The organism is Nonomuraea sp. NPDC048892, from assembly GCF_040649735.1.
GTDB classification, from domain to species: Bacteria; Actinomycetota; Actinomycetes; order Streptosporangiales; family Streptosporangiaceae; genus Nonomuraea; species Nonomuraea maheshkhaliensis.
Genome location: NZ_JBEZFZ010000025.1, coordinates 106,177 through 128,781, shown reverse-complemented (window position 1 = coordinate 128,781; position 22,605 = coordinate 106,177). Strand labels below are relative to the sequence as shown.

General features: G+C 72.1%; 27 protein-coding genes and 1 pseudogene. 14 read left to right on the top strand and 14 right to left on the bottom strand.

What is annotated here, in order from left to right; all coding sequences use genetic code 11:
- Positions 1–20 precede the first annotated feature (20 nt).
- Both AB0C28_RS45465 and AB0C28_RS45460 read left to right on the top strand, forming a co-directional pair.
- Positions 21–878, top strand: a complete 858-nt coding sequence (locus AB0C28_RS45465) for a geranyl diphosphate 2-C-methyltransferase (RefSeq protein WP_346114055.1) — start codon at positions 21–23, stop codon at positions 876–878.
- Positions 879–979: 101 nt separating this feature from the next.
- On the top strand, positions 980–1,882 hold the full coding sequence (locus AB0C28_RS45460) for an aminoglycoside phosphotransferase family protein (protein WP_358082146.1): 903 nt from the start codon (positions 980–982) through the stop codon (positions 1,880–1,882).
- Positions 1,883–1,906: 24 nt separating this feature from the next.
- On the opposite strand, the gene AB0C28_RS45455 is transcribed toward AB0C28_RS45460, so the two are convergent.
- Entirely contained in the window at positions 1,907–2,788 is an 882-nt protein-coding gene (locus AB0C28_RS45455; protein WP_358082143.1) for an NAD(P)H-binding protein, read from the bottom strand.
- 85 nt (positions 2,789–2,873) lie between these two features.
- Between AB0C28_RS45455 and AB0C28_RS45450 the strand changes: the two genes are divergently transcribed.
- Both AB0C28_RS45450 and AB0C28_RS45445 read left to right on the top strand, forming a co-directional pair.
- Positions 2,874–3,605, top strand: coding sequence for a TetR/AcrR family transcriptional regulator (locus tag AB0C28_RS45450; RefSeq protein WP_357857670.1), 732 nt, complete (start codon positions 2,874–2,876; stop codon positions 3,603–3,605).
- 133 nt (positions 3,606–3,738) lie between these two features.
- Positions 3,739–4,383 carry a DNA starvation/stationary phase protection protein gene (locus tag AB0C28_RS45445; protein WP_357857667.1) on the top strand — a complete coding sequence of 215 codons (645 nt, stop codon included), beginning with the start codon at positions 3,739–3,741 and terminating at the stop codon, positions 4,381–4,383.
- A gap of 107 nt (positions 4,384–4,490) precedes the next feature.
- On the opposite strand, the gene AB0C28_RS45440 is transcribed toward AB0C28_RS45445, so the two are convergent.
- A complete protein-coding gene (locus AB0C28_RS45440) occupies positions 4,491–4,991 on the bottom strand; it encodes a hypothetical protein (RefSeq protein ID WP_357857664.1) in 501 nt (166 codons plus the stop codon).
- Positions 4,992–5,232: 241 nt separating this feature from the next.
- Positions 5,233–5,700, bottom strand: coding sequence for a VOC family protein (locus AB0C28_RS45435; protein WP_357857661.1), 468 nt, complete (start codon positions 5,698–5,700; stop codon positions 5,233–5,235).
- 499 nt (positions 5,701–6,199) lie between these two features.
- Between AB0C28_RS45435 and AB0C28_RS45430 the strand changes: the two genes are divergently transcribed.
- On the top strand, positions 6,200–6,781 hold the full coding sequence (locus AB0C28_RS45430) for a hypothetical protein (RefSeq protein ID WP_358082140.1): 582 nt from the start codon (positions 6,200–6,202) through the stop codon (positions 6,779–6,781).
- A gap of 19 nt (positions 6,782–6,800) precedes the next feature.
- Here the strand turns inward: AB0C28_RS45430 and AB0C28_RS45425 are convergent, their stop codons facing one another.
- From AB0C28_RS45425 to AB0C28_RS45415, 3 genes are all read right to left on the bottom strand, one after another.
- Complete coding sequence (locus AB0C28_RS45425) at positions 6,801–7,688, bottom strand: ABC transporter permease (RefSeq protein ID WP_358082138.1); 888 nt, start codon at positions 7,686–7,688, stop codon at positions 6,801–6,803.
- 150 nt (positions 7,689–7,838) lie between these two features.
- Entirely contained in the window at positions 7,839–8,759 is a 921-nt protein-coding gene (locus tag AB0C28_RS45420; protein ID WP_357857651.1) for a LysR family transcriptional regulator, read from the bottom strand.
- A gap of 204 nt (positions 8,760–8,963) precedes the next feature.
- On the bottom strand, positions 8,964–9,779 hold the full coding sequence (locus AB0C28_RS45415) for a hypothetical protein (protein WP_358082136.1): 816 nt from the start codon (positions 9,777–9,779) through the stop codon (positions 8,964–8,966).
- Positions 9,780–10,009: 230 nt separating this feature from the next.
- On the opposite strand from AB0C28_RS45415, the gene AB0C28_RS45410 reads away from it, so the two are divergent.
- A complete protein-coding gene (locus tag AB0C28_RS45410) occupies positions 10,010–10,666 on the top strand; it encodes a pyridoxamine 5'-phosphate oxidase family protein (protein ID WP_358082133.1) in 657 nt (218 codons plus the stop codon).
- 44 nt (positions 10,667–10,710) lie between these two features.
- On the opposite strand, the gene AB0C28_RS45405 is transcribed toward AB0C28_RS45410, so the two are convergent.
- Positions 10,711–11,853, bottom strand: a complete 1,143-nt coding sequence (locus AB0C28_RS45405; protein WP_358082165.1) for an esterase-like activity of phytase family protein — start codon at positions 11,851–11,853, stop codon at positions 10,711–10,713.
- 104 nt (positions 11,854–11,957) lie between these two features.
- Complete coding sequence (locus tag AB0C28_RS45400; protein WP_358082170.1) at positions 11,958–12,173, bottom strand: hypothetical protein; 216 nt, start codon at positions 12,171–12,173, stop codon at positions 11,958–11,960.
- A 35-nt stretch (positions 12,174–12,208) separates the two neighbouring features.
- On the opposite strand from AB0C28_RS45400, the gene AB0C28_RS45395 reads away from it, so the two are divergent.
- A complete protein-coding gene (locus tag AB0C28_RS45395; RefSeq protein WP_358082168.1) occupies positions 12,209–12,430 on the top strand; it encodes a hypothetical protein in 222 nt (73 codons plus the stop codon).
- On the opposite strand, the pseudogene AB0C28_RS45390 reads toward AB0C28_RS45395, so the two are convergent.
- Together AB0C28_RS45390 and AB0C28_RS45385 are read right to left on the bottom strand one after the other, a co-directional pair.
- Positions 12,391–12,753 (bottom strand): annotated as a pseudogene (locus AB0C28_RS45390) (hypothetical protein); the annotation flags it as partial. The gene AB0C28_RS45395 and the pseudogene AB0C28_RS45390 overlap by 40 nt on opposite strands.
- Positions 12,754–13,316: 563 nt before the next feature.
- Positions 13,317–14,111, bottom strand: coding sequence for a putative protein N(5)-glutamine methyltransferase (locus AB0C28_RS45385; RefSeq protein ID WP_358082130.1), 795 nt, complete (start codon positions 14,109–14,111; stop codon positions 13,317–13,319).
- A gap of 263 nt (positions 14,112–14,374) precedes the next feature.
- Here AB0C28_RS45385 and AB0C28_RS45380 point away from each other — a divergent pair, with 263 nt between their 5' ends.
- Positions 14,375–15,133 (top strand): NAD(P)-dependent oxidoreductase, encoded by a 759-nt coding sequence (locus tag AB0C28_RS45380; protein WP_358082127.1) that lies wholly within the window; start codon positions 14,375–14,377, stop codon positions 15,131–15,133.
- Here the strand turns inward: AB0C28_RS45380 and AB0C28_RS45375 are convergent.
- A complete protein-coding gene (locus AB0C28_RS45375; protein WP_358082124.1) occupies positions 15,130–16,341 on the bottom strand; it encodes a cytochrome P450 in 1,212 nt (403 codons plus the stop codon). The genes AB0C28_RS45380 and AB0C28_RS45375 overlap by 4 nt on opposite strands.
- A 105-nt stretch (positions 16,342–16,446) precedes the next feature.
- On the opposite strand from AB0C28_RS45375, the gene AB0C28_RS45370 reads away from it, so the two are divergent.
- The 6 genes from AB0C28_RS45370 (at position 16,447) to AB0C28_RS45345 (ending at position 20,544) form a co-directional block, all read left to right on the top strand.
- The gene (locus AB0C28_RS45370; protein ID WP_358082121.1) at positions 16,447–17,619 is read left to right on the top strand and encodes a TetR family transcriptional regulator; all 1,173 of its coding nucleotides are present in this window, start codon (positions 16,447–16,449) and stop codon (positions 17,617–17,619) included.
- A gap of 197 nt (positions 17,620–17,816) precedes the next feature.
- Positions 17,817–18,758, top strand: a complete 942-nt coding sequence (locus tag AB0C28_RS45365) for a sulfotransferase (protein WP_358082163.1) — start codon at positions 17,817–17,819, stop codon at positions 18,756–18,758.
- A 106-nt stretch (positions 18,759–18,864) separates the two neighbouring features.
- Positions 18,865–19,053 carry a hypothetical protein gene (locus AB0C28_RS45360; RefSeq protein WP_357857618.1) on the top strand — a complete coding sequence of 63 codons (189 nt, stop codon included), beginning with the start codon at positions 18,865–18,867 and terminating at the stop codon, positions 19,051–19,053.
- A 42-nt stretch (positions 19,054–19,095) separates the two neighbouring features.
- Positions 19,096–19,638, top strand: coding sequence for a hypothetical protein (locus tag AB0C28_RS45355; protein ID WP_358082118.1), 543 nt, complete (start codon positions 19,096–19,098; stop codon positions 19,636–19,638).
- A gap of 23 nt (positions 19,639–19,661) precedes the next feature.
- Positions 19,662–19,967 (top strand): hypothetical protein, encoded by a 306-nt coding sequence (locus AB0C28_RS45350; RefSeq protein ID WP_358082115.1) that lies wholly within the window; start codon positions 19,662–19,664, stop codon positions 19,965–19,967.
- 10 nt (positions 19,968–19,977) lie between these two features.
- A complete protein-coding gene (locus AB0C28_RS45345) occupies positions 19,978–20,544 on the top strand; it encodes a TetR-like C-terminal domain-containing protein (protein ID WP_358082112.1) in 567 nt (188 codons plus the stop codon).
- A 55-nt stretch (positions 20,545–20,599) separates the two neighbouring features.
- Here AB0C28_RS45345 and AB0C28_RS45340 read toward each other — a convergent pair whose 3' ends face one another.
- The 3 genes from AB0C28_RS45340 to AB0C28_RS45330 all read right to left on the bottom strand — a co-directional run bounded on the left by AB0C28_RS45340 (position 20,600) and on the right by AB0C28_RS45330 (position 22,597).
- Positions 20,600–21,094: an OmpA family protein gene (locus AB0C28_RS45340; RefSeq protein WP_357857609.1), complete on the bottom strand. Its 495-nt coding sequence runs from the start codon at positions 21,092–21,094 to the stop codon at positions 20,600–20,602.
- Positions 21,091–21,693: a hypothetical protein gene (locus AB0C28_RS45335; RefSeq protein ID WP_358082110.1), complete on the bottom strand. Its 603-nt coding sequence runs from the start codon at positions 21,691–21,693 to the stop codon at positions 21,091–21,093. Before AB0C28_RS45335 ends, AB0C28_RS45340 begins: the two co-directional genes overlap by 4 nt.
- A 385-nt stretch (positions 21,694–22,078) precedes the next feature.
- The gene (locus AB0C28_RS45330; protein ID WP_358082107.1) at positions 22,079–22,597 is read right to left on the bottom strand and encodes an FBP domain-containing protein; all 519 of its coding nucleotides are present in this window, start codon (positions 22,595–22,597) and stop codon (positions 22,079–22,081) included.
- Positions 22,598–22,605: the final 8 nt, after the last annotated feature.

Genomic DNA, 22,605 nt, shown 5'->3' with positions numbered 1-22,605 from the left:
CTGATGCCAAGGAGCCCGCTGTGACCGTCACGTCCAACGCCTCGCCCGTCCTGAGCAGCCTCTACCAGCAGTCCGTCGCCGACTACTGGAACACCGAGGAAAACCCCGTCAACCTGCGGCTGGGGGAGGTGGACGGCCTCTACCACCACCACTACGGCATCGGCGACGTGGACTGGTCGGTCCTGGACGCCCCCGCCGAGTCGAAGGAGGAACGCGTCGTCCAGGAGCTGCACCGGCTGGAGAGCGCGCAGGCGCACACGCTGATGGCCCACCTCGGGCCGCTGCGCCCCGAGCACCGCGTCCTGGACGCCGGCTCGGGCCGGGGCGGCTCCAGCATCCTGGCCAACCTGCGCTTCGGCTGCCAGGTCGACGGCGTGTCCATCTCCGAGTCCCAGGTCGCCTTCGCCAACCAGCAGGCCAAGGAGCGCGGCGTGGACGACCGGGTGCGCTTCCACTTCCGCAACATGCTCGACACCGGCTTCGAGACCGGCGCCTTCCAGGCGAGCTGGAACAACGAGAGCACCATGTACGTGGAGCTGTCGCTGCTGTTCGCCGAGCACGCCCGTCTGCTGCGGCGTGGCGGGCGGTACGTGTGCATCACCGGGTGCTACAACGACGCCTACGGCCTGCCGTCCAGGGCGATCAGCCAGATCAACGCCCACTACATCTGCGACATCCACTCGCGCAGCACGTACTTCAAGGAGCTGGCGGCCAACCGCCTCGTGCCGGTCAGCGTGGTGGACCTCACGCCCGCCACCATCCCGTACTGGGAGCTGCGGGCCAGGACGCACCTGGCGACGGGGATCGAGGAGGCGTTCCTGGAGGCGTACAAGGGGGGCAGCTTCCAGTACCTGCTGATCGCCGCCGACCGCGTCTGACACCTTCCCGGGCAGGGCCGCGGCCGCACCCGCGCCCCTGCCCGGGCCCCGGCCGGAAAATTGAAGGCAGGGCAGCGGTGCGATCACTTACCGTGCCGTAAGTGACGAGTCACCTCCCTTCAACGGTGCTGGACGAGTTGCTGGGCCGTCCGGGCGGCTCGCTGGTGTCGTGCCGGAGCGAACCGATCTCCGACGGCTCGGGCGCCGCCACCGGCGCGGTGCGGCGGCTGTCGGGCACTGCACGGCTCGGCGACCGGCGGATCCCTTTCACGGTGATCCACAAGTCCGCCGAGCCGGTGACGTCAGGACGGCACGCGGCCGGCGCCGCCGATCCGCGCCACTGGGCCCACTGGCGGCGCGAACCGCTCGCCTATGCCGGCGGGCTGCTGCCCTCAGGGCCGGGTCTGGCCGCGCCCCGCTGCTACGGCGTCGTCGGTGACAGCGTCTACCTGGCCGACGTGGGCGGCACACCGGAGACGCCGGCCACCGCCGCGTACCGGTTGGGCCGCTGGCAGGCCGGTGCCACGGCCCCGGACCTGCCGTGGTTGTCCGGGCACCAGCTCGCCCAGCGCATCGCGGTCAGCGACCTGGACTGGACCGGACTGGACGTGCATCCGAGGATCCCGGCGCTCTGGGACCGGCGCGGTGACCTGGTGCGGCGGCTGTCCCGGCTGCCGCAGGTCCTCGTGCACGGCGACTTCTCCCTCGGCAACCTCAGAGCCTCGAAGGACGGCCGCACCACCGTCGTGCTGGACTGGGCCACCCTGGGGATCGGCCCGGTCGGCGCCGACCTGGCCTCACTGGCGCTCACCACCCTCGGGCGGCATCTCCCCCACTACCTGGACGGCCTCGACGGCCGGTTCGAGACCGCCGACGTCGACTTCGGCTACCTGGCGACGCTCGCGCTGACCGGGGCCGGCCGCGTCCACTGGATGCTCACCCGTGGAATGACCCCTTCCGAGAGCTACGTCGGCTTCATCATCGACGAGACGACTTCCCTGTGACCCCAAGGCGTGTCGCCGCAATCCCTACCGGGCTGCGCTCGGGGCGGGGGTGGACAGGTGGCGGCGCAGGAGGGTGCTCATGTCGGTGGGGGCGTGGCCGAGCAGGGTGGCCAGGGTCGGGTCCGTGGTGGCGAACTCGCCGGCGCGGGCGGCGGTGAAGGCGCCGAGCAGTTGCTCCGCCAGCTCGGCCGGGACGCCGTGGCCGGTCATCCCGTGCAGGAACCGCTCGTCGGGCACCGTGTTCCTGGTGATCGGGCGGCCGGTGAGCTCGGCGGCGAGGCCAGCGATGTCGGCGTAGGTCAGCGCCCGCGCCGCCGTGAGCGGGGGTGTGGGGCCGTCGAAGCGGCCCTCGTCGGCCAGGATGACGGCGGCGGCCTCGGCGAGGTCCTCATGGGCGGTCCAGGTGACCGGCCCGTCCGACGGGAGGTCGACCCGCCCCGTCCGGGGCGCGTCCCCGAAGAAGCGCAGCGCGCTGCTGGCGTGGAAGCCGTTGCGCAGGGACGTGAACGGCACGCCGCAGGCCCGCAGCGCGTCCTCGGTGGCGGCGTGGTCGCGGCAGGGCTGGAAGCGCGACGCGGCGGCGGCGCCCATGTGGCTGGTGTAGAGGACGCGGCGGGCCCCGGCCGCGACGGCGGCGCCGATCGCCGTACGGTGCAGGCGCACGGCCTCCTCCCCCATCAGGTCGACGGAGACGATCAGCACCTGGGTGGCGCCCTCGAAGGCGTGGGCCAGGCTGCCGGCGTCGGCGAAGCTGCCCTGCCGGACCCGTACGCCCTGGGCGGCGAGCGTCCCCGCCTTCCGCGGGTCGCGGACGGTGACGCCGATCCGGCCGGCCGGTACGCGAGCCAGCAGCCGCTCGACGATCTGACGTCCGAGCAACCCCGTGGCTCCGGTCACGATGATCATGATGCACTCCAATGATTCCGATGGAAACACCTTCACCGTATCACTGATATTAACGACGGAATCAAGAGTGCGATATCGTTGATACATGCCATCACCTCCACCCGCCGACGACTCCGACGCCGCGCTCGCCGGCCGCGAGCAGACCCGGCAGCGGGTCATCGAGGCCGCCGCCGGACTGCTGGCACGCGAGGGCCGCGACGCCGTCACCACCCGCGCCGTCGCGGTCGCGGCGGGCGTGCAGGCGCCGGCCATCTACCGGCTGTTCGGCGACAAGGAGGGGCTGCTCGAAGCGGTCGCCGAACACGGCTTCGCCATGTTCCTCGCCTCCAAGCGGGTCGGCCCCGACCCGCCGGACCCCATCGAGGACCTGCGGGCGGGCTGGGACCTGGCGGTCGAGTTCGGCCTGTCCAACCCCGCCCTCTACACGCTCATGTACGGCGAGCCGACCAGCTCCGCCTCCCCCGCCTTCCAGGCCGGCATGGAGATCCTCAAGGGCCGCATCCGCCGCCTGGCCGCCGGCGGCTGGCTGCGGGTCGGCGAGGAGCTCGCGGTCGCGATCATCCACGCCACGGCGCGCGGGGCGGTGCTCACCTGGCTGTCCCTGCCCGAGGGGCAGCGCGATCCGGCGCTGCTGAGCACGCTCAGGGAGTCGATGGTCACCGCGGTGACCGTCCTGGAGCCCGCCGTACACGACGCGGGCCCGGCCGGCGCCGCCCGCGCCCTGCGCGCGACCCTGCCCGAGCAGACCACGCTCAGCGGCCCGGAACGAGAGCTGCTGAAGGAGTGGCTCGACCGGCTCGCCGCCGCGGACGGCTGACCATCCGGTCGGCGGGAGCGCCGGGGTGGAACAAGTTTTGCCAGGCGTTGGGCCTGGGCTGGGCTCCGATGGGCGGACATACGGGAAGGTTCGTCGTCATATCGGCTCAAAACCACCGCACCGGGAGATGATCGTGCCCGCCAAAGGCAGCAGCACCACCAGCAAAGCGTCGAGGAAGACGACGAGCAGCCAGCCCTGGCTGCACGTGGACGGCACCCAGATCCAGGAGTTCGGCACGGTCCGGTCGTGGCCGCTGGGCCTGTCGGACGAGGCCCGCGCCTACTCGTGCGGACGGCTCAACCAGATCCTGGCCGACACCCAGATCCTGTACGCCCTGTACAAGAAGCACCACTGGCTGATGCGCGGCCCGACCTTCTACCAGCTGCACCTGCTGCTGGACAAGCACGCCGGCGAACAGCTCGAACTTGTGGATCAGCTCGCGGAGCGCGTCCAGACCCTGGGCGGCATCGCGGTCGGCGACCCGCGGCACGTCGCGGAGATCACGGTCATCCCGCGCCCGCCGAACGGCGCCGAGGAGGTGCCGGCGATGCTCTCGCGCCTGATCGAGGCCCACGAGACCATCCTCGTGGCCTGCCACGACGCCGCCGCGCGCGCCGAGGAGATGGGCGACGACGGCACCAACGACCTGCTGGTCTCCGGGGTCATCCGCACGGGCGAGCTGCAGACCTGGTTCCTGGTCGAGCACCTCGTGGACACGCCGCTCGTCGAGACGCCGCACAACGGCCACTCCGACCGGGCGCGCCGGGCCATGAAGTAGCACGGGGGCGGGGAGGCGTCCCACCGCGCCGGCGGGACGCCTCCCCTTACCGATGGGAAACCCGGAGGCGCCACGGTGCGGCGCCTCCGGGTTCGTGGGGATCAGGGTCAGAACGGCTGGTTGTCCAGCGAGTTGACCTTGACCGCGGTGATCTTCACCTGCTGCATCCGCACCTGCGCCGTGCCTCCCGGCTTGGTGCAGCCGAAGCTGAGCTGGCCGGCGCTGGTGTAGTTGTGCACGACGTTCAGGAAGATGCTCACCTTGCCGTTGGCGGGCAGGGTGACGTCCGTCCTGTCGGTGTCGGCGCCGCCGGCGGCGCTGATCAGGCACGTGTAGTCGATCGCCGCGGAGCCGGTGTTGACGGCCGTGAGCTTGGCGGTGATCGTGTACGGCCCGGTCGCCAGGAACTGGTTGAACCCGGGGCTGAGGCTGTTGGAGTGGATCAGCAGGTTGTTCCAGCGGCTGATCACCTCCGGCGGCACCGCCTCGGCCGACGTGGCGTTGCCCGCCAGCAGCGCGCCCGCGGCCACCGCGGTCGCCGCGGCGGTCAGCACGATGCGACGCCGGCGCCCGGCACTGCGGGTCGGGACGGTTGACGGCATGGTCATTGCGATTCTCCAAGGTGTTGGATGCGATGCCCCTCGCGGGATCGCGGGAGGCGCGGCACGCCCGTCGCTGGCCGAGGCGGCGCCCACCGGCTCACGTGCACCCAGGGAAGGTAACGTCCCGTCACACCGGTGAACCGCGCACAAATACCCGCCCCAGGTGTGCCCCGCGTCATCGCACGCACCGACCGGCCCCTGCCGTCACAACGCCGTGTTCATCGCATCCGCCGGCCCACCTGCGGCGTCACGACTCCTTGCCGAAGCCGTCCATGCGCTCCCGTTCCTCCTGAGAGGTCAGCTCCTGGAAGAGCGTGATGTGCAGGCCGGCGGGCGCGTCGAGGCGGGAGTTGAGCGACTGCCAGGGGGTGAGCGTGGGTGGCGCGACCTCGGTGGCACCCGCCGACACGAGCCGGCCGGTCGCCTCCTCGGCGTCGTCCACCTCGAACGCGACCCGCAGCTTCGGCGCCACCTGCCGGCCAACCTCGACCTCGTCGATCATCCGCTTCTGCGCCGGGTTGGCGATCTCCAGCGTGGCCCGGCCGGCGTCCAGGATGGCCACCCGCGCGCCGCCGTCCGCGGTGAAGGCGGCCTCCTCGGGCAGGCCCAGGACGTCGCGGTAGAAGGCCAGCGCGGCCTCGTAGTCCTCGGCCTCGACCACCAGCCTGAGCTGCCGGACGGCGGGCCGGCCCTTGGGGTCTGCGTTGGTGCTCATGGGACGGCTCTCCTCGTGACGGGGCCCCGGCGGTTCCAGGGCGTCGCACCATCCAACCCGCCCGCCTCCCCCGTTTCATCCCCTTACCGGGGATCGACCGCGTGGACGATCTTGTAGTGTCCCGGGATCGAATCCGCCCCGGGGAGTCGACATGATCATGAACTTAGCCGCCTGACCCTGGCCGCCACGCTCGGCACCCAACCAGCCCAATCAGCCCAATCAGCCCCGCCGGCCTGTCCAGCTCACCGCCTACTCCAGCTCCTCCCCCAGGCGGCGGCCGACGGCGTGGAGCTGGAGCCCGGCCCGGCGCGCGTTCGTCAAGGCCGACGGCGACGTCACCGTCTCGCCCGGCGGGCGCTGGGAGGCCGTCCTGCTGAATCAGCGGTACCCGGACCGCCGGCCCTCGGTACGGTTCACCGACCGCGAGAGCGGCAGGAAGACCGAGGTCGAGCTGCCCGTCGCCGAGGATCCCGAGCGCGGCAGCGGATATCTCAACACGTTGTGGCCCACGTGGTCCCCCGACGGCCGCACCCTGCTGGTCAACGTCTTCGAGCCTGGCTTCGAGCCGCGCTCGGCGGGCGTGGTGCTCATCGACGTCCCCTCGCTGCGCCCGCGTTTCGTCCGCATCGAGAAGGCGCTCATCACGGTGGGCGGCTTCCAGTGGACGCGCGACAGCAAGGGCCTGGTGGTGCGGTGGGGCAAGAACGGCAGGACCTCCGTGCGCCGGTACGACCTCGAAGGCGCCGTCGAGCGCACCTGGCACGTACGCGGCCGTCCCGTCGGCCACGGCCTGGGCACGTTCTCCCCGTCGGGCCGCCGCTTCGTCACCGCCTGCACCTCCCTGGAGCGGTCGGCCTGCGTCTGGGACAGCGCCACCGGCCGGGCCGTCACCCGCCTCAAGACCACCTTCAGCCCCGTGTGGGGCCCGGTGCTCGGCTGGTACGACGAGAAACACCTGCTCGCCCCCGTGCGCGACGGCTTCGGCGTCGTCGAGCTCAAGGGCAGGGTCGTCGAAACCCTGATCAAGGCCGGCAAGAAGGAGCAGATCAGGCCCTTGTTCGACGCCCGCCGTAAGGGCTGAGCCGCCCTCGTCGGGCGGCTCAGCCCCGTCCGTAGCGGTCCTCAGCCCGCCAGAAGTACCAGAACCCGGCCACGAGCGCGACGAACGCCCACACCAGGCACGACAGCCACACCAGCGGCGGCGGCGCGTGGCCGGGGATGAGGATGTCGCGCATCCACTCGATGTAGGAGGCCGCCGGGTTCAGGTACATCACCGTGGCCACCCACTCCGGCAGCCCCGCGCTGCCGACCACCTTGTCGTGGATGGCGAAGAACACGCCCGAGGCGTACAGCCACGTACGCATGATGAACGGCAGCAACTGGTTGAGGTCGCGCATCGACGCGCCGACCCTGGCCAGGATCAGCCCCGCCCCGACGTTGAACATCGTCTGCAGCACCAGCACGAGCGGGATCATCAGCCAGAACCAGCTCGGCAGCTCCCCGGTGATGACCACGATGAGCAGCAGCACGCCCATCGAGATGGCGAGCTGCTGCAGCTCCTGGATCGTGTACGCCAGCGGCAGCGAGGCGCGCGGGAAGTGCAGGGCGCGGATCAGCGACAGGTTGCCGGAGATCGACTTGGCGCCGGCGGAGACCGTGCGCTGGGTGTAGGTGAAGACGAACATGCCGGTCAGCAGGAACGCGGTGTAGTTCTCGATGCCCCGGCTGCCGCCCAGGATGAGACCGAACATCACGTAGTAGATGGCGGCGTTCAGCAGCGGCGTGATCACCTGCCACAGCTGCCCGAGCGCCGAGCCGGAGTATTTGGAGACGTTGCGCGAGGTCGCGTACGTCAGCACGAAGTGCCGCCGCTCCCAGAGCTGGCGGAGGTAGTCGGTGAATCCGGGCCGCGCGATGGCGGGCCGCAGCCCGTGTCTGCGGGCCAGCTCCGCCAGAGACTCGCGCTCCGGGTCTTCCACGTGGCTCATGCGCACCTCGCAGGGTCGTCCTTTCGACGATCATCCCCTGTCAGAGGGGGTTTCGATCCTGTCTTGGACCGGAGCGTCGCGGAGTCGGGCATCGAACGTACGAGGGCCGCCCACCTCCCGGCTCGGGGCTGCTCGCCGGAGGCGCCTTCGTCAGCCGGCGGAAGCGGCGGCGCCGTCGGGCGTCCCGAGGTCGGGCAGGTGGCGGCGGGCGTGCTCGATGAACGCCCTGGCCGCGGGGCTCCTGGGGCCTTCTGCGCGCCACACGACGCCCATCCGCCCGCGCATGGCCGGCTCGGTGAGCTCCAGGACGCGCAGCTCGGACGCGGCGGCGGCGACCGCCGACTCGGGCAGCACGGCCAGGCCCAGCCCGCGCGCGGCCAGCTGCCCCAGCACGTACGGCTCGCTGGCCTCGTACGCCACCTGCGGCGCGAACCCCGCCCGCGCGCACGCCTCCTCCAGCGCGGCCCGCAGCCCGGTGCCGATGGGCAGGCAGACCAGCCGCCGGCCCTCCAGCTCGTTCACCGTGACCGAGCGGGCGCCGGCCAGCTCGTGATCCGGATGCACGACCGCTACCAGCCTCTGGTCCACGACGACCTGCACCGCCACGCCAGGCGGCAGCGGGGCGCCGAGCCCGAGCAGGCCGAGGTCGAGCCGCCCGCCGGTGATGCCGTCGAGCAGCGACTCCGGGTCGTTCTCCACCAGCGCGATCTCCACAGCGGGGAAGCGGTCGTGGAAGGAGGCGAGCATGCCGGGCAGGTCGAGCACCGAGGGCGTGGAGACGCCGCCCATCACGACCCGGCCGCGCAGCAGCCCGGTGAGCTCGTCGGTGACCAGCCGGATCCCGGAGACCGCCGCCAGCGCGGCCCGCGCGTACGGGAGCACCGCCTCGCCGACCGCCGTCAGCCGAACGGCGCGCCCTGACCGGTCGAACAGCGGCTCGCCCAGCTCGCGTTCGAGCTGGCGGATCTGCGCGCTGACGCCCGGCTGGGCGACGTGCAGCCGGGCGGCGGCCTTGGTGAAGCCCGCCTCCTCGGCGACGGCCACGAAGTATTCGAGCTGCCGCAGTTCCATGGGCGAGATGCTAACGGCCGCCCCGGAGCCGGGCTCACCCGCGGCCGCAGGGGTGCTCAGCGCGGCCGCGAACTCCCCGGAGCGTGCTCAGGCCGTGGACTCCCCGGAGCGTGCTCAACGCGGCCGCGGACTCCCGTAGCTTGCTCAGCGCCGCCGCGGACTCCCGTAGCTTGCTCAGCGCCGCCGCGGACTCCCGTGACTTGCTCAGCGTGGCACGGTCACGCCCGTGACGGCGAAGCGTTCGACGGTCGCGACGTGGCCGCCGGTTGAGGCCACGACGGTCAGCGTCCCGCCCGGCCTGGCCGCGAAGTCCACCTTCGCCGACCAGGCCGCCTTCTGCCCGCCGGCGCTCAGGCAGCACACCTCGCCCAGCGGGCCGTCCGCGCCGGGGTGGAGCACCTGGACCCTGATGCTCTCGTCCACGCCGGTGATGCGCCCGCCGACGGTCAGCGGCGAGGAGGCGGAGGCGCCGTACGCGGGCCTGGTGAGGGTGAGCGAGGTGTCGTCGGTGCCGACCACCTCCCAGGGGGCGTCCTTGCCCTGGCCGTACCGCATGAGGTGCACCACGGCCGCCACAAATGGCTTCGGCCCCTCCTCGGCGCGGTAGCCGACGTGCACCCGGGCGTGCGCGCCGTCCTGGACGACCTTGACGGCCTGGTCGATCTCGGTGAAGCCGAGGTAGTCGCGGGTGAAGGCGACGGCGGTGCGGGCGGCGTCGAGGTGCCAGGCCTCGGTCCCGTCGGCCTGGTGGGCGCGCTGCCACTTGGCGGCCTCCGCGGGGCCGGCGAACGGCCACAGGGGTTGGTAGCGACCGGCGATCAGGCTCTCCCCCGGGCTGGGGGACGCCGCCTGGGTCTCGGCCGGGCCCGGAGTGGCGGTGGACGGCGACGGGTCGGAAGGGATGGCGGTGGCGGGCGGCTCGGCCTGCCGGGGGTCCGCCGGCCTGGGGTCCGCGCAGCCCGCCGCACCCATTCCCAGCACGATCAGCAGCGGCAGGGCTCGTACGGCGAGCACTCTCATGCGGATACCTCCAGTGACGTGCCGACGGTACGAGGATGACGTACCCAGCTGGGGGACGAAGGTCCCTTGTCACGGAGTCGTACGGCCATGGCTGAGGTGCTTCTGCGCGGGTACCGTCCACGCATGGGGGCATTGCCCGTCGAGCCGGGGCATACCGGTCGCGGTGTCCATCGGGGGCGGGTCCTCACCGGGCGAGCGCGCCCGCATCCATAACGCGAGGAGAACCGATCATGACAGGCACCGGCGATCTCGGCCGTCGCATCATCCATCACCGCAAGCGGCTCGGCCTGACCCAGGAGCAGGTCGCCGAGCGCGCGGACATGTCACCCGGTTACCTGAAATATCTGGAGGAGAACGCCGACAATCCCGACCACGGAGCCCTCTTCCGGCTCGCCGACGCCCTCGACACGACCACCGAGGACCTGCTGGGCGGCGGCCAGGACCGCCCGCCCGGGTACGGCCCCGCCACGGCCCACCCGAGGCTGGAGACCATGGACAAGGCCGAGTGCCTGCGCCTGATCGCGCCCGGCGGCATCGGGCGGGTGGCGTTCAACGGCTCGTACGGGCCGACCGTGCTGCCGGTCAACTACACGATGCACGAAGGGGCGATCGTCTTCGTCACGGCCGTCGGCGGGGCCATGGACCAGGACCTGCGTACCGGGATGGAAGGCGTCGAACTGGTCATCGCCTTCCAGATCGACAACATCGACGAAGCCAACCGGGAGGGGTGGAGCGTGCTGGTGCAGGGGCCGGCGCACCACGTGCCGGAGGAGGAGGCGGCCAGCGTGGCCGGGGCGGAGGTGACCCCGTGGGCGGGCGGCGACCGCAAGCTCTTCATCCGGATCATCCCGCAGCGTGTCACCGGCCGCCGCATCCACGCCATGTGAGCGCCCGCCCGGCCATCACTCCCGGTTCGTGGTGATCGCCGTCGTCAGCGGCAACCCGTGACGGCGAACGCCATCATGAGCGTCATCTCCCGCTGATCGAAGTTGTCGTCCGAGCCGATCACCAGCGTGCACTCGCCGCCGCGCAGCCGCGGGCCCCAGGCCAGGCTCTCCAGGTTCTGTACGGGGGGACGGAACTCGCCCAGGTCCTGGACCAGGCGCTTGGTCACCGGCCGGTAGGAGCCGCTCCGGGGCAGGGCGTCGCGGTCGAGGACGTTCGTGGCGCCGCGCAGGTCGATCTCGTACAGCCTGACCCGGTAGCCGACGCCCTGGATCCAGGCGCGTTCGAGGGCGAGGTAGCGGAACTCGTCGATGGCCAGGATCTCCGAGACGCCGCTGTCGGTGTGCCCGGAGGGCGGGTTGGGGGCGGCGGGCAGGCGGTCGAGCGGGTAGGCGTACTGGCCGCGTACCTCGCCGCCGCGGTTCCACACGGTCAGCCGCGTCACCGCGCCGCGCTCTGCGGTCGGGACGGGGCCGTCCTCGTAGCGCGGGCCTTCCGTCACGGCGGTGACGGAACGTGCCGTGACGGCCAGTCCTTCGAAACCGAAATTGCGTCGAGGCCCGTTTTCCGTGGTCGTCAGGCGCAAATTCGGCGGGGTCCGCATTTCTCCCGTGTGCCGCCCGTTCAGGTCCATTCCGCGTATTGCGGCGCGCGAAATAGGAATATCGGGATTCGCCGTGTCGGGCCGGTCGCCCTCGTCGCCCCACAGCAGCCGCCCGCTCCACCGGTCGAACCTGATCGACTCGGGGTCGGCCGCCTCCGGGTTGCCGTAGCCCGGGTAAGGTGTGCCGTCGCGCCGGGTCAGCGTGGCCACCCCCGTCACCCGGACGCCGGTGAACGCGCCGGTCACCCGGTCGATGTCCAGCTCTCCGGTGTAGAAGCGGGCGGGGTTGTAGCGCCGGCGGTCGTCGGAGACGAAGTACCACGTCCCGGTGCGCGGGTCGCGGTCGATGCCGGACAGGCCGCCCACGACGGTGTCCTCGAAGCGCTCCATGTACGGGATCCGCTGCTCCCCGAGGAAACGGGTGATCCGTACCGGCTCGCGCCGCTCCGCCGCCGCCGGCGGGGCGGCGGCCATCGCCGCCGTGAATACGAGGGCGAGGTGTAGAATTTTCCGCGAACGAGCCATTTGATCCTCCGTCATGAAATTCGACGGAGCATATGAAAGCGCGGTTCGGCGGCGAAGTCCACGAACGGACATCCGCATGCCCCGCTGTAAAAGGGGCGAATCCGTTAAGCGATGTCGGGCAGCGTGACGAGGTGCACGGCGCCGTCGCTCAGCCCGGCCGCTGAGACGTCGAGGACGCTGCCGTTGGCGTCGATCTTCGTCGCGGACGGGTCCCACGTTCCCGCCGGCGCGCGCGTGCGGTCCCAGACGCCGGAGCCGGGCACGACGGTCTGGACGTGCAGGCCGCCGTCCGCCCGTCCGGCCGCCGCCAGGGCACTCACCGACCCGTTCGCGTCGATCCTGGAACGGGCGCCCCATGCCCGCGCCGGTGCGCCTGCGGGTCATGGCGGGCGCGAAGAAGTCCACGGTGTCGGTGCACCAGGTGCTGGCAGTGCACGCTCCTGGCGGCGACTTGGCGGAGTCGGCCCGCGTCTGGACGATCTGGCCGGACGGCTGGCTGCCGATGGACTTGACGGCGTTCCTGTTCGCTCCCGCGGGGGCTGGGGTGAAGGCCTTCGCGGTCTTGTCGTACAGGTAAGCGGCCGAGCCGGTGGTGAGCCAGAGGTTGCCCGGGTCGAGCGGGTGGGCGTACACGTCGTGGCCGCCGCCCGTGGGCAGCTCGGCCCGGCGTCCGGTGTCCTCGCGCAGCGCCGGGGCGGCGGGGGTGCCCTCGACCGCGAGCGCGGTGAGGATGTGCCGGTCGTCGGAGACGGGGTCGCGGCCGATGACCCACAGCCGCCTGACGGCCGGGTCCCAGAGCGCGGCGTGGGCGTCGGGCAGCCGGAACTCCGCGTACGTGGCCGCGCTCGGGCCCTGCGAGGAGGCGTACACCCTGACCCAGCCCCCGGTGGAGGCGGCCACCGCGACGTTGCCGTCGGGCAGCAGCTCGGCGGCGTGCAGGTTGCCGGGCAGGACGCGCGCCCCACTGCCGGGTGCCGCCTGGGTAGGAGACGACGGCGGCCACGCCCCTGCTGCCGCCGGCCGCCACCACGAAGCTCTGCGCGCCGGACGGGCGGCGGCGCAGCTTGAAGTCGGCGATCAGCCCGAACGCCGAGACCTCGTCGGCGCTGAAGCCGGCGGGGGTCACGGTGGGCTGCCAGGTCCATTTCACGGCCTGGGCGGTGTTCCAGTCGGCGACGGCGGGATCGTAGGCCGTCAGCCGCCTGCCGGTCTGATCCCCTCCGACCACCCAGTAGTCGTCCGCCATCGCGGCCGGGACCGTCCCCGCCGAGACCGCCGCCGGGATGGTGACCGCCCCTGCCGGGGTCGTGGTCGCGGCCGCCGTGGGAGCTCCCGTTCCGGCGAGCGGGCCGGCAAGCAGGGTGGCGAGCAGGCCGGCGAGCACGGCGACGGCCATCACTGAGGTCGGCACCCGATGTCTCCTTCGTCCGGCTCCGAGACGATGATCGCCGATCAGCGGGAGATCAGGAAGGGCGCGTGCCGATGATCGCGGTGGCGTCGAGTTCGTCCGAGGTCGTCACGCGGGCGTCCAGCCCGGCCGCCGCCACCACGCCCGCCGTGGCGTCCGCCTGGCGTTCGCTCGTCTCCACCAGCAGGTGGCCGCCCGGGGCGAGCCAGCCGGGGGCTCCGGCGATCACCCGGCGCACCACGTCGAGCCCGTCGGGGCCGCCGTCGAGCGCCATCAGCGGCTCGTGCAGCCGGGCCTCGGGTGGCAGCAGGCCCATCGACTCCGTCGGCACGTAGGGAGGGCTGGCGATGAGGACGTGCACCCGGCCGCGCAGGGTGACGGGCAGGGGGTCGTACAGGTCGCCCTGGTAGACGTACGCGCCGGGCAGGTTGCGGCGGGCGCAGCCCACGGCGGCGGGGTCGAGGTCGGCGGCGTGCACCTCGGCCCGGTCGAGGCCGGCCGCCACCGCCGCGCCCATCGCGCCGGTCCCGCAGCACATGTCCAGGACCACCGCCGCCCCCGCGACCTGGCGCCCCAGCGCGACCGCCTGCTCGATGAGGAACGCGGTACGCGGCCGGGGCACGAACACCCCGGGCGCCACGGCCACCCGCAGGCCGCAGAACTCCGCCCAGCCCAGGACGTGTTCGAGCGGCTCACCGCCGACGCGGCGCGCGACCATGGCGGCCAGGGCGTCGGGGGTGGGAGCGGTGGAGACGAGCAGCGCGGCCTCGTCCTCGGCGAACACGCACCCGGCGGCCCGGAGCCGCAGGACGATCTCAGCGGTAGTGGTAGATGACGAAAAAACCGACATGAATGCCTTTCGGAACGCCGATGGGCGCTCCCGCGGCCACCTCAGTCCCGGTGGGCCGGCTGGCTGATGGAAGGGAGCACCCAGCCTGACACAGCGTTGATGGCGCTCACCTCCTAGGGCCGATCTCGTCGAACGACCGTCACAGTATCAGAACCGTTCTCACGTCCTGGCCGGGGCCGCGACCCGACGTTCACAGCGCGGGGAGGAAGTGGTCAGGGGCCGGAGGGCGGCGTACGGTCGGGGAGAGGAGAGGAAGGCGTGGCATGGGGCCGGTTGTGGTGACGGGCGGGTTCGGGCGGGTGGGCCGGCTGGTGCGGCCGGCGCTGCTGAAGAAGTATCCGCTGCGGATCGTCGACCGGGTGACCGGTGCGGTGTCACCGGGCGAGGAGGTCGTGGCCGGCGACCTGGCCGAGCCGGGGCTGGCCGAGGAGGCGCTGGCCGGGGCGTCGGCGGTGGTGCACCTGGCGGCCGATCCCAGGACGGATGCCCGCTGGGAGGAGGTCTACCACGCCAACGTGGCCCTCACCAGGCGTGTCCTCGACGCCGCCGCGACGCATGCCGTCCCGCGCGTGGTCCTGGCCAGTACGGTCCACGTGATGGGCGAGTACAACCGGCCCGAGCACCGCCCGGTGGGCCCCGGGTGGGAGCCGCGTCCCTGCTGCTCGTACGGGCTGAGCAAGCTCGTCGTCGAGTCGCTCGGCCGGCTGCACGCGGATCAGACCGGCGCCTCGGTGGTCTGCCTGCGCCTCGGCGCCACCGGCTACCCCCTGTCAGAGCGGCGCTATCTCGGTGTGTGGCTGTCGGACCGCGACGTGGGCGCGCTGATGCTGGCCGCGCTGAGAGCCGGCCCCGGGTGGAGCGCGCACTTCGGCATGTCGGCCAACACGCGGCGCCATTGGGACATCACCTCGGCCATGAAGCTCGGCTACGAGCCACGTGACGACAGCGAGCCGTACGCGGCCACGGCCGGGCCGCCCACGGTGCCGATCTGCCGCATGTTCGTCGGCGAGGACGCCCCTTAGGCCGGACCTTCAGCCGGCCCTTCAGCCGACTCGGCCGGGTGCAGGGTGACGGGCAGGGAGGCCAGGCGCAGGGTGCCCGGGTCGGGCAGATACGCGGCCTCGCCGGCGAGCTCCAGGCGGGGGAAGCGGCGCAGCAGGGCCCCGAGCGCGATTCCGGTCTGCACGCGGGCCAGCGACGCCCCGACGCAGAAGTGCGGTCCGTGCCCGAAGGCAAGATGCGGCCCCGGCTCCCTGGTGATGTCGAGGGCGCCGGGGTCGTCGAACACCCGCTCGTCCCGGCTCGCGGAGAGGATCGAGGCGGTGACGCGCTCCCCCTTCGGGATGCGTACGCCACCGATCTCCACATCTTCCGACGGGAAGCGGGGAACGGTCATCGGCTGCGGGGTGCACCAGCGGGCCAGCTCCTCGACGGCGCGCGGCATGTGCCCGGGGTCGGCGCGCAGCGCGGCGAGCTGGGCGGGGTGGGCGAGCAGGGCCGCGACGGCGTTGGCGATGAGGTTCGTCGGCGTCTGGCCGGCCAGCACCAGCAGCCACACCATGGTGACGAGCTCCTCGTCGGACAGCCGGTCGCCGTCCTCCTCGTTGATGCGGGCCAGGTCGGAGAGCAGGTCTCCGCGCGGCTCGGCCCGCACCCCGGCGATGGCCGACTTGGCGTCCTCCATGATGGCCGGGATGGCCTGGGCGAACTTCTCGCCGTGGCCCGCGGCGATGGCGGCGCCGTACTCGCGCCAGGCCGGGCGGCCGGCGGCGGGGATGCCGACCAGCTCGCAGACGACCTCCATCGGCAGCGGCCTGGCGAAGCGGGCCAGCAGATCGACCGGCTCGTCCTGGGGCAACTCGTCCAGCAGGCCGACGACGATCTCCTCGATGCGCGGCGCGAACTCGGCCGCCCGGCGCGGCGTGAACGCGGGCGCGACCAGGCGGCGCAGGCGGGAGTGCTCGGGGCCGTTCATCTCGGACATGGTGCGCATGTAGCGCAGGCAGTGCTCGGGCACGTCGGGGCGCATGAAGCTATCGCTGTGGATCTCCATGCGCGGGTCGGCGAGCATCGCGCGGGCCTCCTCGTGCCGCGTCACGGCCCAGAACGGCCCGAGCCCGGGCGCCACCAGCCGCACGACCGGTGATTTCTCCCTGACCGGCGCGTATGCCGCGAACGGGTCCGCCAGCACCGCCGGGTCGGTGAGGTCGATCTCCGGCACTTCGGTCATGACCTTGCCCTCCACTTTCACATGATCTGAGTTTTTGGATGATCTCATCATCTGAATGCTCACGGTATCTTGGTTCGGGAGCGGACGGCAACGAGTGGAGGACGGTTGGCCCGGCTCACGAGGGCGGAGGCCCAGGAACGCAATCGCGCGAAAGTGCTGGAAGCGGCCAGGCAGGAGTTCGCCGAACGCGGATTCAGGGATGCCAAGATCGACGAGATCGCCGACCGGGCCGAGCTGACGCGCGGGGCGGTGTACTCGAACTTTCCCGGCAAACGGGCGCTCTACTTCGCCGTCCTCGCCGACCTGGCCGAGCGCGCCCCGGTGATCCCGGCCGAGGAGCCGGCGCTCACGGTCCGCGAGGCGCTCGGGGAGGTGGCGCGGGCCTGGGTGACCCGGCTGCCGCTGATGACCGAGGACCGCCACGCGCCCAGCAGGCTCGGGGCCGACCTGATGCCCGAGATCCTCGCCGACGAGACCCTGCACAAGCCGTTCGCCGAGCTCATGCGGCTCAACGCGATCCTGCTGGGGCTGTCCATGGAGCGGCTGCGTCCGCCGAAGGAGCCGGACGGGCGGCTGGTGCGGCTGGCCGGGGCGGCGCTCACGGTGCTGCAGGGGGCGGGGCAGCTCGCGGCGGCGGCGCCCGGGTTCGTCGACTCGTTCGACGTGATCCGGGTGTGCGAGCGACTGGCCGATCTCGACCTGGACGACCGCTGGACGGTCGCGCCCGTGATCCCGGACGTGCGGGAGACCGACGAGCCCTGGTCGCCGCCGATCATCCGGGACCCAATGGATGGGGCTGCGGGCGGGGTCTCGGGCGGAGCCTCGGACGGGACGGCGGACGGCGGGGTGGATGGCGACGCGGACGGCCGCGCGGACGGCCGCGCGGACGGCGGTGCGGCGCGGCTCGGGCGTGACGGGGTGGTGGCGGTGCTCGGGGTGCACCGGCTCTCGGCGGCCGAAGAGGCGGTACGCGCCGCGCCGCCCGGGGCCGAGGTCACCGCCGTGGTCGTGACCCGTACACCTGCTGAGGTGCTGCCGCTGGCCCGGCTGGTGGTCGCGGAGGTCGGCACGTGCTTGCGGCAGGCGTTCCCGAAACCGGCCTGGCCTCGGCTGCGGATCGTGTACGACGAGTCGGGCGCGCTGGCGGCGGCGGCCGGGGTTGCCGAGCCGGGGGACATGACGGAGGTCGCGATCCGGGTCCGTTCAGGGCGAATCGTCCTGCGCGCCGAAGGCTTCGGCGCCTGCCACGCGGCGGCCTCCCAGCGCGACCGGCCTTGACGGTGCCGGTGATGGTGAGCTGTTGGTCTCCACGCTTACGGCCGACCAGCCGTAGACCGACCTGATGGCCGCTGCGACGTCGTTGACCAGCGCCGAGTTGTTGCCGTATGAGCGCTACCCCCGGACAAAAAACGATTGACGGCCGGCCGAAGACGGAGGCTAGTGTCCCTTTTTGCGAAGGGGGTGGGGGCGTGGGTATGCGAGAGCCGGTGTTCGTGGGTGGCACTGGGCGGTCGGGCACCAGCCGGATGAACAAGGTGCTCGGCAGTCACCGTGACGTGCACGCGATTCATTGGGAGAGCCGGTTCATCGTCGATCCCGGCGGGCTGGAGGATGCCGCGCGGGTGCTGACCATCGGCTACGAACCGTACGCGGCCGACGACGCGCTGCGGCGGCTCGCTTTCCTCCTCGGCCGGCGGGTCTCAGGCCGGTCGATGGAGGCGTTCCGGGGGTGGGGGTTGGTCGATGAGCTCGGGCCGGACCGGTACTGGGCGGCCGTGGACGAGCTGTTCGCCGCACTCACCTGGTACGAGTTCCACGAACGGGTGCCGCAGGGCCCGCATCAGGAGCGGCACCTGCCGGGCGAGGCGAAGGTGAACCGGCGTGTCGTCGGTCGCTACTTCGCTGACCGGGGCGAGCTGCTGGCCATCCTGCGGCGTTTCGTGTCCGCGCTGTTCGAGCCGGTGACGGTGGCCGCCGGCAAGACGACGTGGGTGGAGAAGACACCGTTCAACGTGCTGTCGGTGCCGTTCCTGTGGGAGCTGTATCCAGGGGCCCGGTTCGTACACATGATCAGGGATCCGCTGTCGGTCGTCGCCTCGCACCTGCACCAGCCGTGGGCGCCGCGCACGCTCGACGACGTCGTCAGCTGGGTGGAACCCGTGTACCGGCGGCTACTGGATCAGCGGCCGGCACTGGCGGCCGATCCGCGCTACATCGAGCTGCGGCTGGAGGACGCCGCGGCGGACTGGCCGGCCGAACGGCTCCGCCTGCTCGATCACCTGGGGCTGCCGGACGACCCGGCCATGCTGGGCTTCGACACCGGTCCGGTCCGCCATCGCGACGACCAGCTGTCCGCCGACGACCGGCGCCGCGTCCTCGACCGGCTCAGCGACGTCCGCGACGAGCTCGGCTACTGACGACTTCGTCGCGGCGCCGGCCCGGCGTACCCCTGGGCGCCGTGCGGGTTGCCTGCAGCGACGTTAACGCGAACCGACTTGCTTTAAGAGCGAAGCCGGTCCCATATTGGGCGAACGGATTCGCGTTAAGGAGTTTCGCTCGCACCCCTTAATCTTCGAAAAGGACATCACCTTCTGGTACGAGACGCTGCGCTCCTTCGGTCACATCGCCTACGGCGGCGCCGACTTCGGTGAGGTGGTCACCACCGCACAGCGCATCACCGAGGGCGACTACGACAGCTGGCACGACCAATGACCGGCCACCGCCGATCGGGTCGAGACCGAGGCACGCACCGCATTGGTCAGCGGCCACCCGGTCAGCGCCAGGGACGGCTTCCTGCGCGCCTCGAACTACTACCGCTCCGCCGGGTTCTTCCTGCACGGCGATCCCGGCGACCCGCGCATCGACGCCGCCTACACCCGCCAGGCCACCTGCTTCCGCGCGTACGCCAAGCTCGTGGAGCACATCGAGCCGATCCAGATCCCCTACGAACCGGCCGCCCTCAAGGGCTACTTCTACCGCGGCACCCGGGGCGCGACGGTGATCATGCACAACGGCTTCGACGGCAGCGCCGAGGAGATGCACTTCTTCGCCGCCGCCGCGCTGCATGAGCGGGGCTTCAACGTCCTGGTCTTCGACGGCCCCGGCCAGCCGGCGGCGATGCGCGCCGGGATGCACCTGCGGCCCGGCTGGGAGCCCGTCGTCACCCCGGTTCTGGACTGGCTCCACGCCTCCCCGTACGACATCGACCCCGATCGGGTGGCGCTGCTCGGCGTGAGCATGGGCGGACTGCTCGCCCCGCGCGCGCGGCGGCGTTCGAGCCCCGCATCAAGGCACTGATCGCCTTCGACGGCGTCTACGACATGGGCGCGGCGATCGCCGCGTACCTGGGCGGCGACCATGTAGCCGCCCGTACGGCCCTGCGCCATCCCGAGGCCGACACGGTCATCGGCGCCATGATGGCGCACAACCCGGTCGCGCGCTGGGCCTTCGGCCACGGCACCTGGGTGACCGGCTCCACCCCGGCCGGATACGCGCTGAAGATGCTGTGGCGCTGGGCGTGGACGGTGCCCGCTACCGCAAGCTGTTCCTGGACACCGTGGTGCGGGACTGACGGAATCGTCCTGCTCAACATGCTCGCGAGCCTAATGCACTCCACTTCGCGTTAGGTTGGCCGGCATGGAGCGAGCACGCAGGCCGGGGGGCCGCAGCGCCAGGGTTCGGGCCGCTGTTCACCAGGCAGTCGTCGACCTCCTGCGCGAGGAGGACTGGGACGAGCTGAGCCTGCCCCGGGTCGCTGAGCTGTCCGGGGTGCACCAGGCGACGCTCTACCGGCGCTGGGGCACGGTCAACGACCTGATCAACGACGTCGTCACCGAGCAACTGGCACAAGGGTCGCCGGTGCCCGACACCGGGACTCTCCGTGGCGACCTGGAGGCCTATGCCGTCAACCTCGCCGACGGCGTGGCCGGCCCGCTGGGCACCCTCTTCCTGCGCGCCGCCATGGTCGGCTCGCGAGGCCCCGACGGCGACACTTACATGATCGAACGCGCGGCCGACCTGCAAGCCATGCTCGAACGCGCGGCCGCCCGCGGCGAGCGGCCACCCACCCTCCTGGAACTGATGGAGGTGGTGATCGCGCCGCTGTACTACCACGCGTTCTTCTTCAACCGCCCCATCGGCCACGACCACGCCAGGGCACTGGTCGACCGGCTTCTCGCCCTGCAAGCCGCCAATCGGCGGTAACGCCGGTTCACGGGGATCCAGCCGGTTCACGGGGATCTACCCGGTTCACAGGGGTTCAGCCGGTGAAGTGGATCACCACGCGGCGGTTCTCGGCCCGGCCGGACGGGTTGTCCGCGCCTCCTTCCGTGTTGGGGGCGACCGGGTCGGACTCGCCGTGGCCCGCCGCGACGACGCGCGGCCGGCCGGCGAGGACGCGATCCAGCTCCCGCTTGACGCTCAGGGCGCGGCGCCTGGACAGGCCCAGGTTGTACGCGGTCGTGCCGAGCGCGTCGGTGTGGCCGTCCACGCGTACGGTGCCGGTGGCCGTACGCAGGCGGGCGGCGACGGCGGCCAGGTGGCGGACGGCGAGCGGCGTCAGCGTGGCCTGGTCGAAGCCGAACAGCACGTCCGACGAGATCGTGATCCTGCGCCCGCTCCCCTCGGCGGTCTCGGTCCGCAGCGGCTGAACGGTGAGTGCCAGGTCGAGCACCGCGGCCCGCAGATTCTCCTCAGGCACCTCGGCCGGCGGGCTCAGGAGTGCGGTCGCCAGGGCCAGGGCGAGAGGATTCATGGTGTCACCGGCACGTCGCGGAAGGGCGGTTCGCTCCCGATGCTCACGTCGAGCGCGGTCACCTCGGGTCCCGGGGCCGGGAAGGTGTAGGTCCGCACGCTGGGCTCGCCTGTCTTGACGATCCAGTTCGGCGGCTGCAGCGGCCGGTTGTCCGAGTCCCGCACGATCAGGTACCGCTTGAGCCGGACGTTGTCCACCAGAGTGATCGCCGAAGGGCCGGCGCCGGTGAACTCCTGGGCCGAGACGTAACCCGCCCCCTGCGAACGCGCGGTGATCGACAGCACCAGGTCGAGTAGTCTGCCGCGGCGTCGTAGCGCGATCACCGCGATCTCCGCGCTGCCCGCCGTCCCGGCCTTGAACGTGGCCCTGGCCACCGGCTCGGCGCCATCCCCCGGCCTCCCGTCCGAGGAGTCCGCCGCTGGACTGCCGGCCGAGGGGCCGGCCGTCGGTGGCCGGTCGGCGGGCTCACGGCCCGGTGCAGGGGCCGAGGTGGGGGCGGGGTCGATCGCGGACGGGGTGGCACGATCGATCCCGGCTGCGGAGCAGGCCGTAAGCGCCAGTGGCAGCACCGCCACGGCGGTCCACGTACGAGCTCGCATGACACCCTCCCCCCACCGTCGGCCTGACATCAGAGTAGGAAGGGCCGGACCGGCGGGTCGAAGGACAAATACCGCCTCCGGGAGCGTACTTTTCCCTTGGCAGGGCCTTCCCCCTGGTGCGCCTTTTCTGGGCGGGGCTCGATGGCGAGGGCCGGCCGCCTGTCATGGTTTCGGCTCTCGATGGAACCGGCAGGGGTGGACGGACGGTCCAAGTCATGGGCGACGTTCACGCCGGTGCCCCGCCGCCCGCCGTCCGTCTGTGAGCGGCCGCGGGTGGAGCGGAGCCGGCTGACGCCGCGACGGCCCTTCCCGTCCGCGGGCGCGCGCTGAGCGTCGCCCCCCGCCAAACACATCCCCGATGCCCGGTGCCACCCCTGCCGGCGTCCTATCCGCGCGTGTCGGCGAGGGTGCCGTCGAGGACGCGGTCGAGGAAGGCGTCCAGGTTCGCGGCGGCCCTGGCGACGCGCTCCCCGACGGTGAGCGACTCGAACCGCTCCCCCAGTTCCGTCTGCTTCTTGTCCCGGATGTAGAGCGAGCAGTCCAGGTCGGCGCACATGTAGAGGCCGACCGTGTTGCCCTGGCGGCCGGCCGGGCCGACGCGGGGCGCGGTGAACAGGGCGACGCCCGGGCCGGTGTGCGGTGTCACGCAGACCGAGCAGAGCGTGGTCTTGGTGACGCTCCTGCGCACGCCCTGGGCCAGGCGCAGCGCCACGCCCACGGTGCCGCCGTCGCGTTCGGCAACCAGGTAGGCGCGCTCGGGCGCCCCCGGATCCCGCCAGCCCAGGAAGTCGAGATCGGGCCAGGGGGCGCGGAGCAGGTCGCGGGGGACGCCAAGGCGGCGGGCCTCACCTTTGGAGCAGTTGACGAAGGCGGCACGGATGCCGGCTTCGGTGATGGGGGTCATGACGGAAC

Excerpts from the sequence above, each read along its gene's own strand:
- AB0C28_RS45405 (WP_358082165.1), bottom strand. The coding sequence starts at position 11,853 with ATGGCTCGTTCGCGGAAAATTCTACACCTCGCCCTCGTATTCACGGCG.
- AB0C28_RS45345 (WP_358082112.1), top strand. The coding sequence starts at position 19,978 with ATGGAGCGAGCACGCAGGCCGGGGGGCCGCAGCGCCAGGGTTCGGGCC.
- AB0C28_RS45425 (WP_358082138.1), bottom strand. The coding sequence starts at position 7,688 with ATGAGCCACGTGGAAGACCCGGAGCGCGAGTCTCTGGCGGAGCTGGCC.
- AB0C28_RS45380 (WP_358082127.1), top strand. The coding sequence starts at position 14,375 with ATGGGGCCGGTTGTGGTGACGGGCGGGTTCGGGCGGGTGGGCCGGCTG.
- AB0C28_RS45330 (WP_358082107.1), bottom strand. The coding sequence starts at position 22,597 with ATGACCCCCATCACCGAAGCCGGCATCCGTGCCGCCTTCGTCAACTGC.
- AB0C28_RS45365 (WP_358082163.1), top strand. The coding sequence starts at position 17,817 with ATGCGAGAGCCGGTGTTCGTGGGTGGCACTGGGCGGTCGGGCACCAGC.
- AB0C28_RS45340 (WP_357857609.1), bottom strand. The coding sequence starts at position 21,094 with ATGAATCCTCTCGCCCTGGCCCTGGCGACCGCACTCCTGAGCCCGCCG.
- AB0C28_RS45435 (WP_357857661.1), bottom strand. The coding sequence starts at position 5,700 with ATGAGCACCAACGCAGACCCCAAGGGCCGGCCCGCCGTCCGGCAGCTC.
- AB0C28_RS45350 (WP_358082115.1), top strand. The coding sequence starts at position 19,662 with ATGGGCGCGGCGATCGCCGCGTACCTGGGCGGCGACCATGTAGCCGCC.
- AB0C28_RS45335 (WP_358082110.1), bottom strand. The coding sequence starts at position 21,693 with ATGCGAGCTCGTACGTGGACCGCCGTGGCGGTGCTGCCACTGGCGCTT.
- AB0C28_RS45410 (WP_358082133.1), top strand. The coding sequence starts at position 10,010 with ATGACAGGCACCGGCGATCTCGGCCGTCGCATCATCCATCACCGCAAG.
- AB0C28_RS45455 (WP_358082143.1), bottom strand. The coding sequence starts at position 2,788 with ATGATCATCGTGACCGGAGCCACGGGGTTGCTCGGACGTCAGATCGTC.
- AB0C28_RS45375 (WP_358082124.1), bottom strand. The coding sequence starts at position 16,341 with ATGACCGAAGTGCCGGAGATCGACCTCACCGACCCGGCGGTGCTGGCG.
- AB0C28_RS45440 (WP_357857664.1), bottom strand. The coding sequence starts at position 4,991 with ATGACCATGCCGTCAACCGTCCCGACCCGCAGTGCCGGGCGCCGGCGT.
- AB0C28_RS45450 (WP_357857670.1), top strand. The coding sequence starts at position 2,874 with ATGCCATCACCTCCACCCGCCGACGACTCCGACGCCGCGCTCGCCGGC.
- AB0C28_RS45385 (WP_358082130.1), bottom strand. The coding sequence starts at position 14,111 with ATGTCGGTTTTTTCGTCATCTACCACTACCGCTGAGATCGTCCTGCGG.
- AB0C28_RS45395 (WP_358082168.1), top strand. The coding sequence starts at position 12,209 with ATGCCCGCGCCGGTGCGCCTGCGGGTCATGGCGGGCGCGAAGAAGTCC.
- AB0C28_RS45420 (WP_357857651.1), bottom strand. The coding sequence starts at position 8,759 with ATGGAACTGCGGCAGCTCGAATACTTCGTGGCCGTCGCCGAGGAGGCG.
- AB0C28_RS45415 (WP_358082136.1), bottom strand. The coding sequence starts at position 9,779 with ATGAGAGTGCTCGCCGTACGAGCCCTGCCGCTGCTGATCGTGCTGGGA.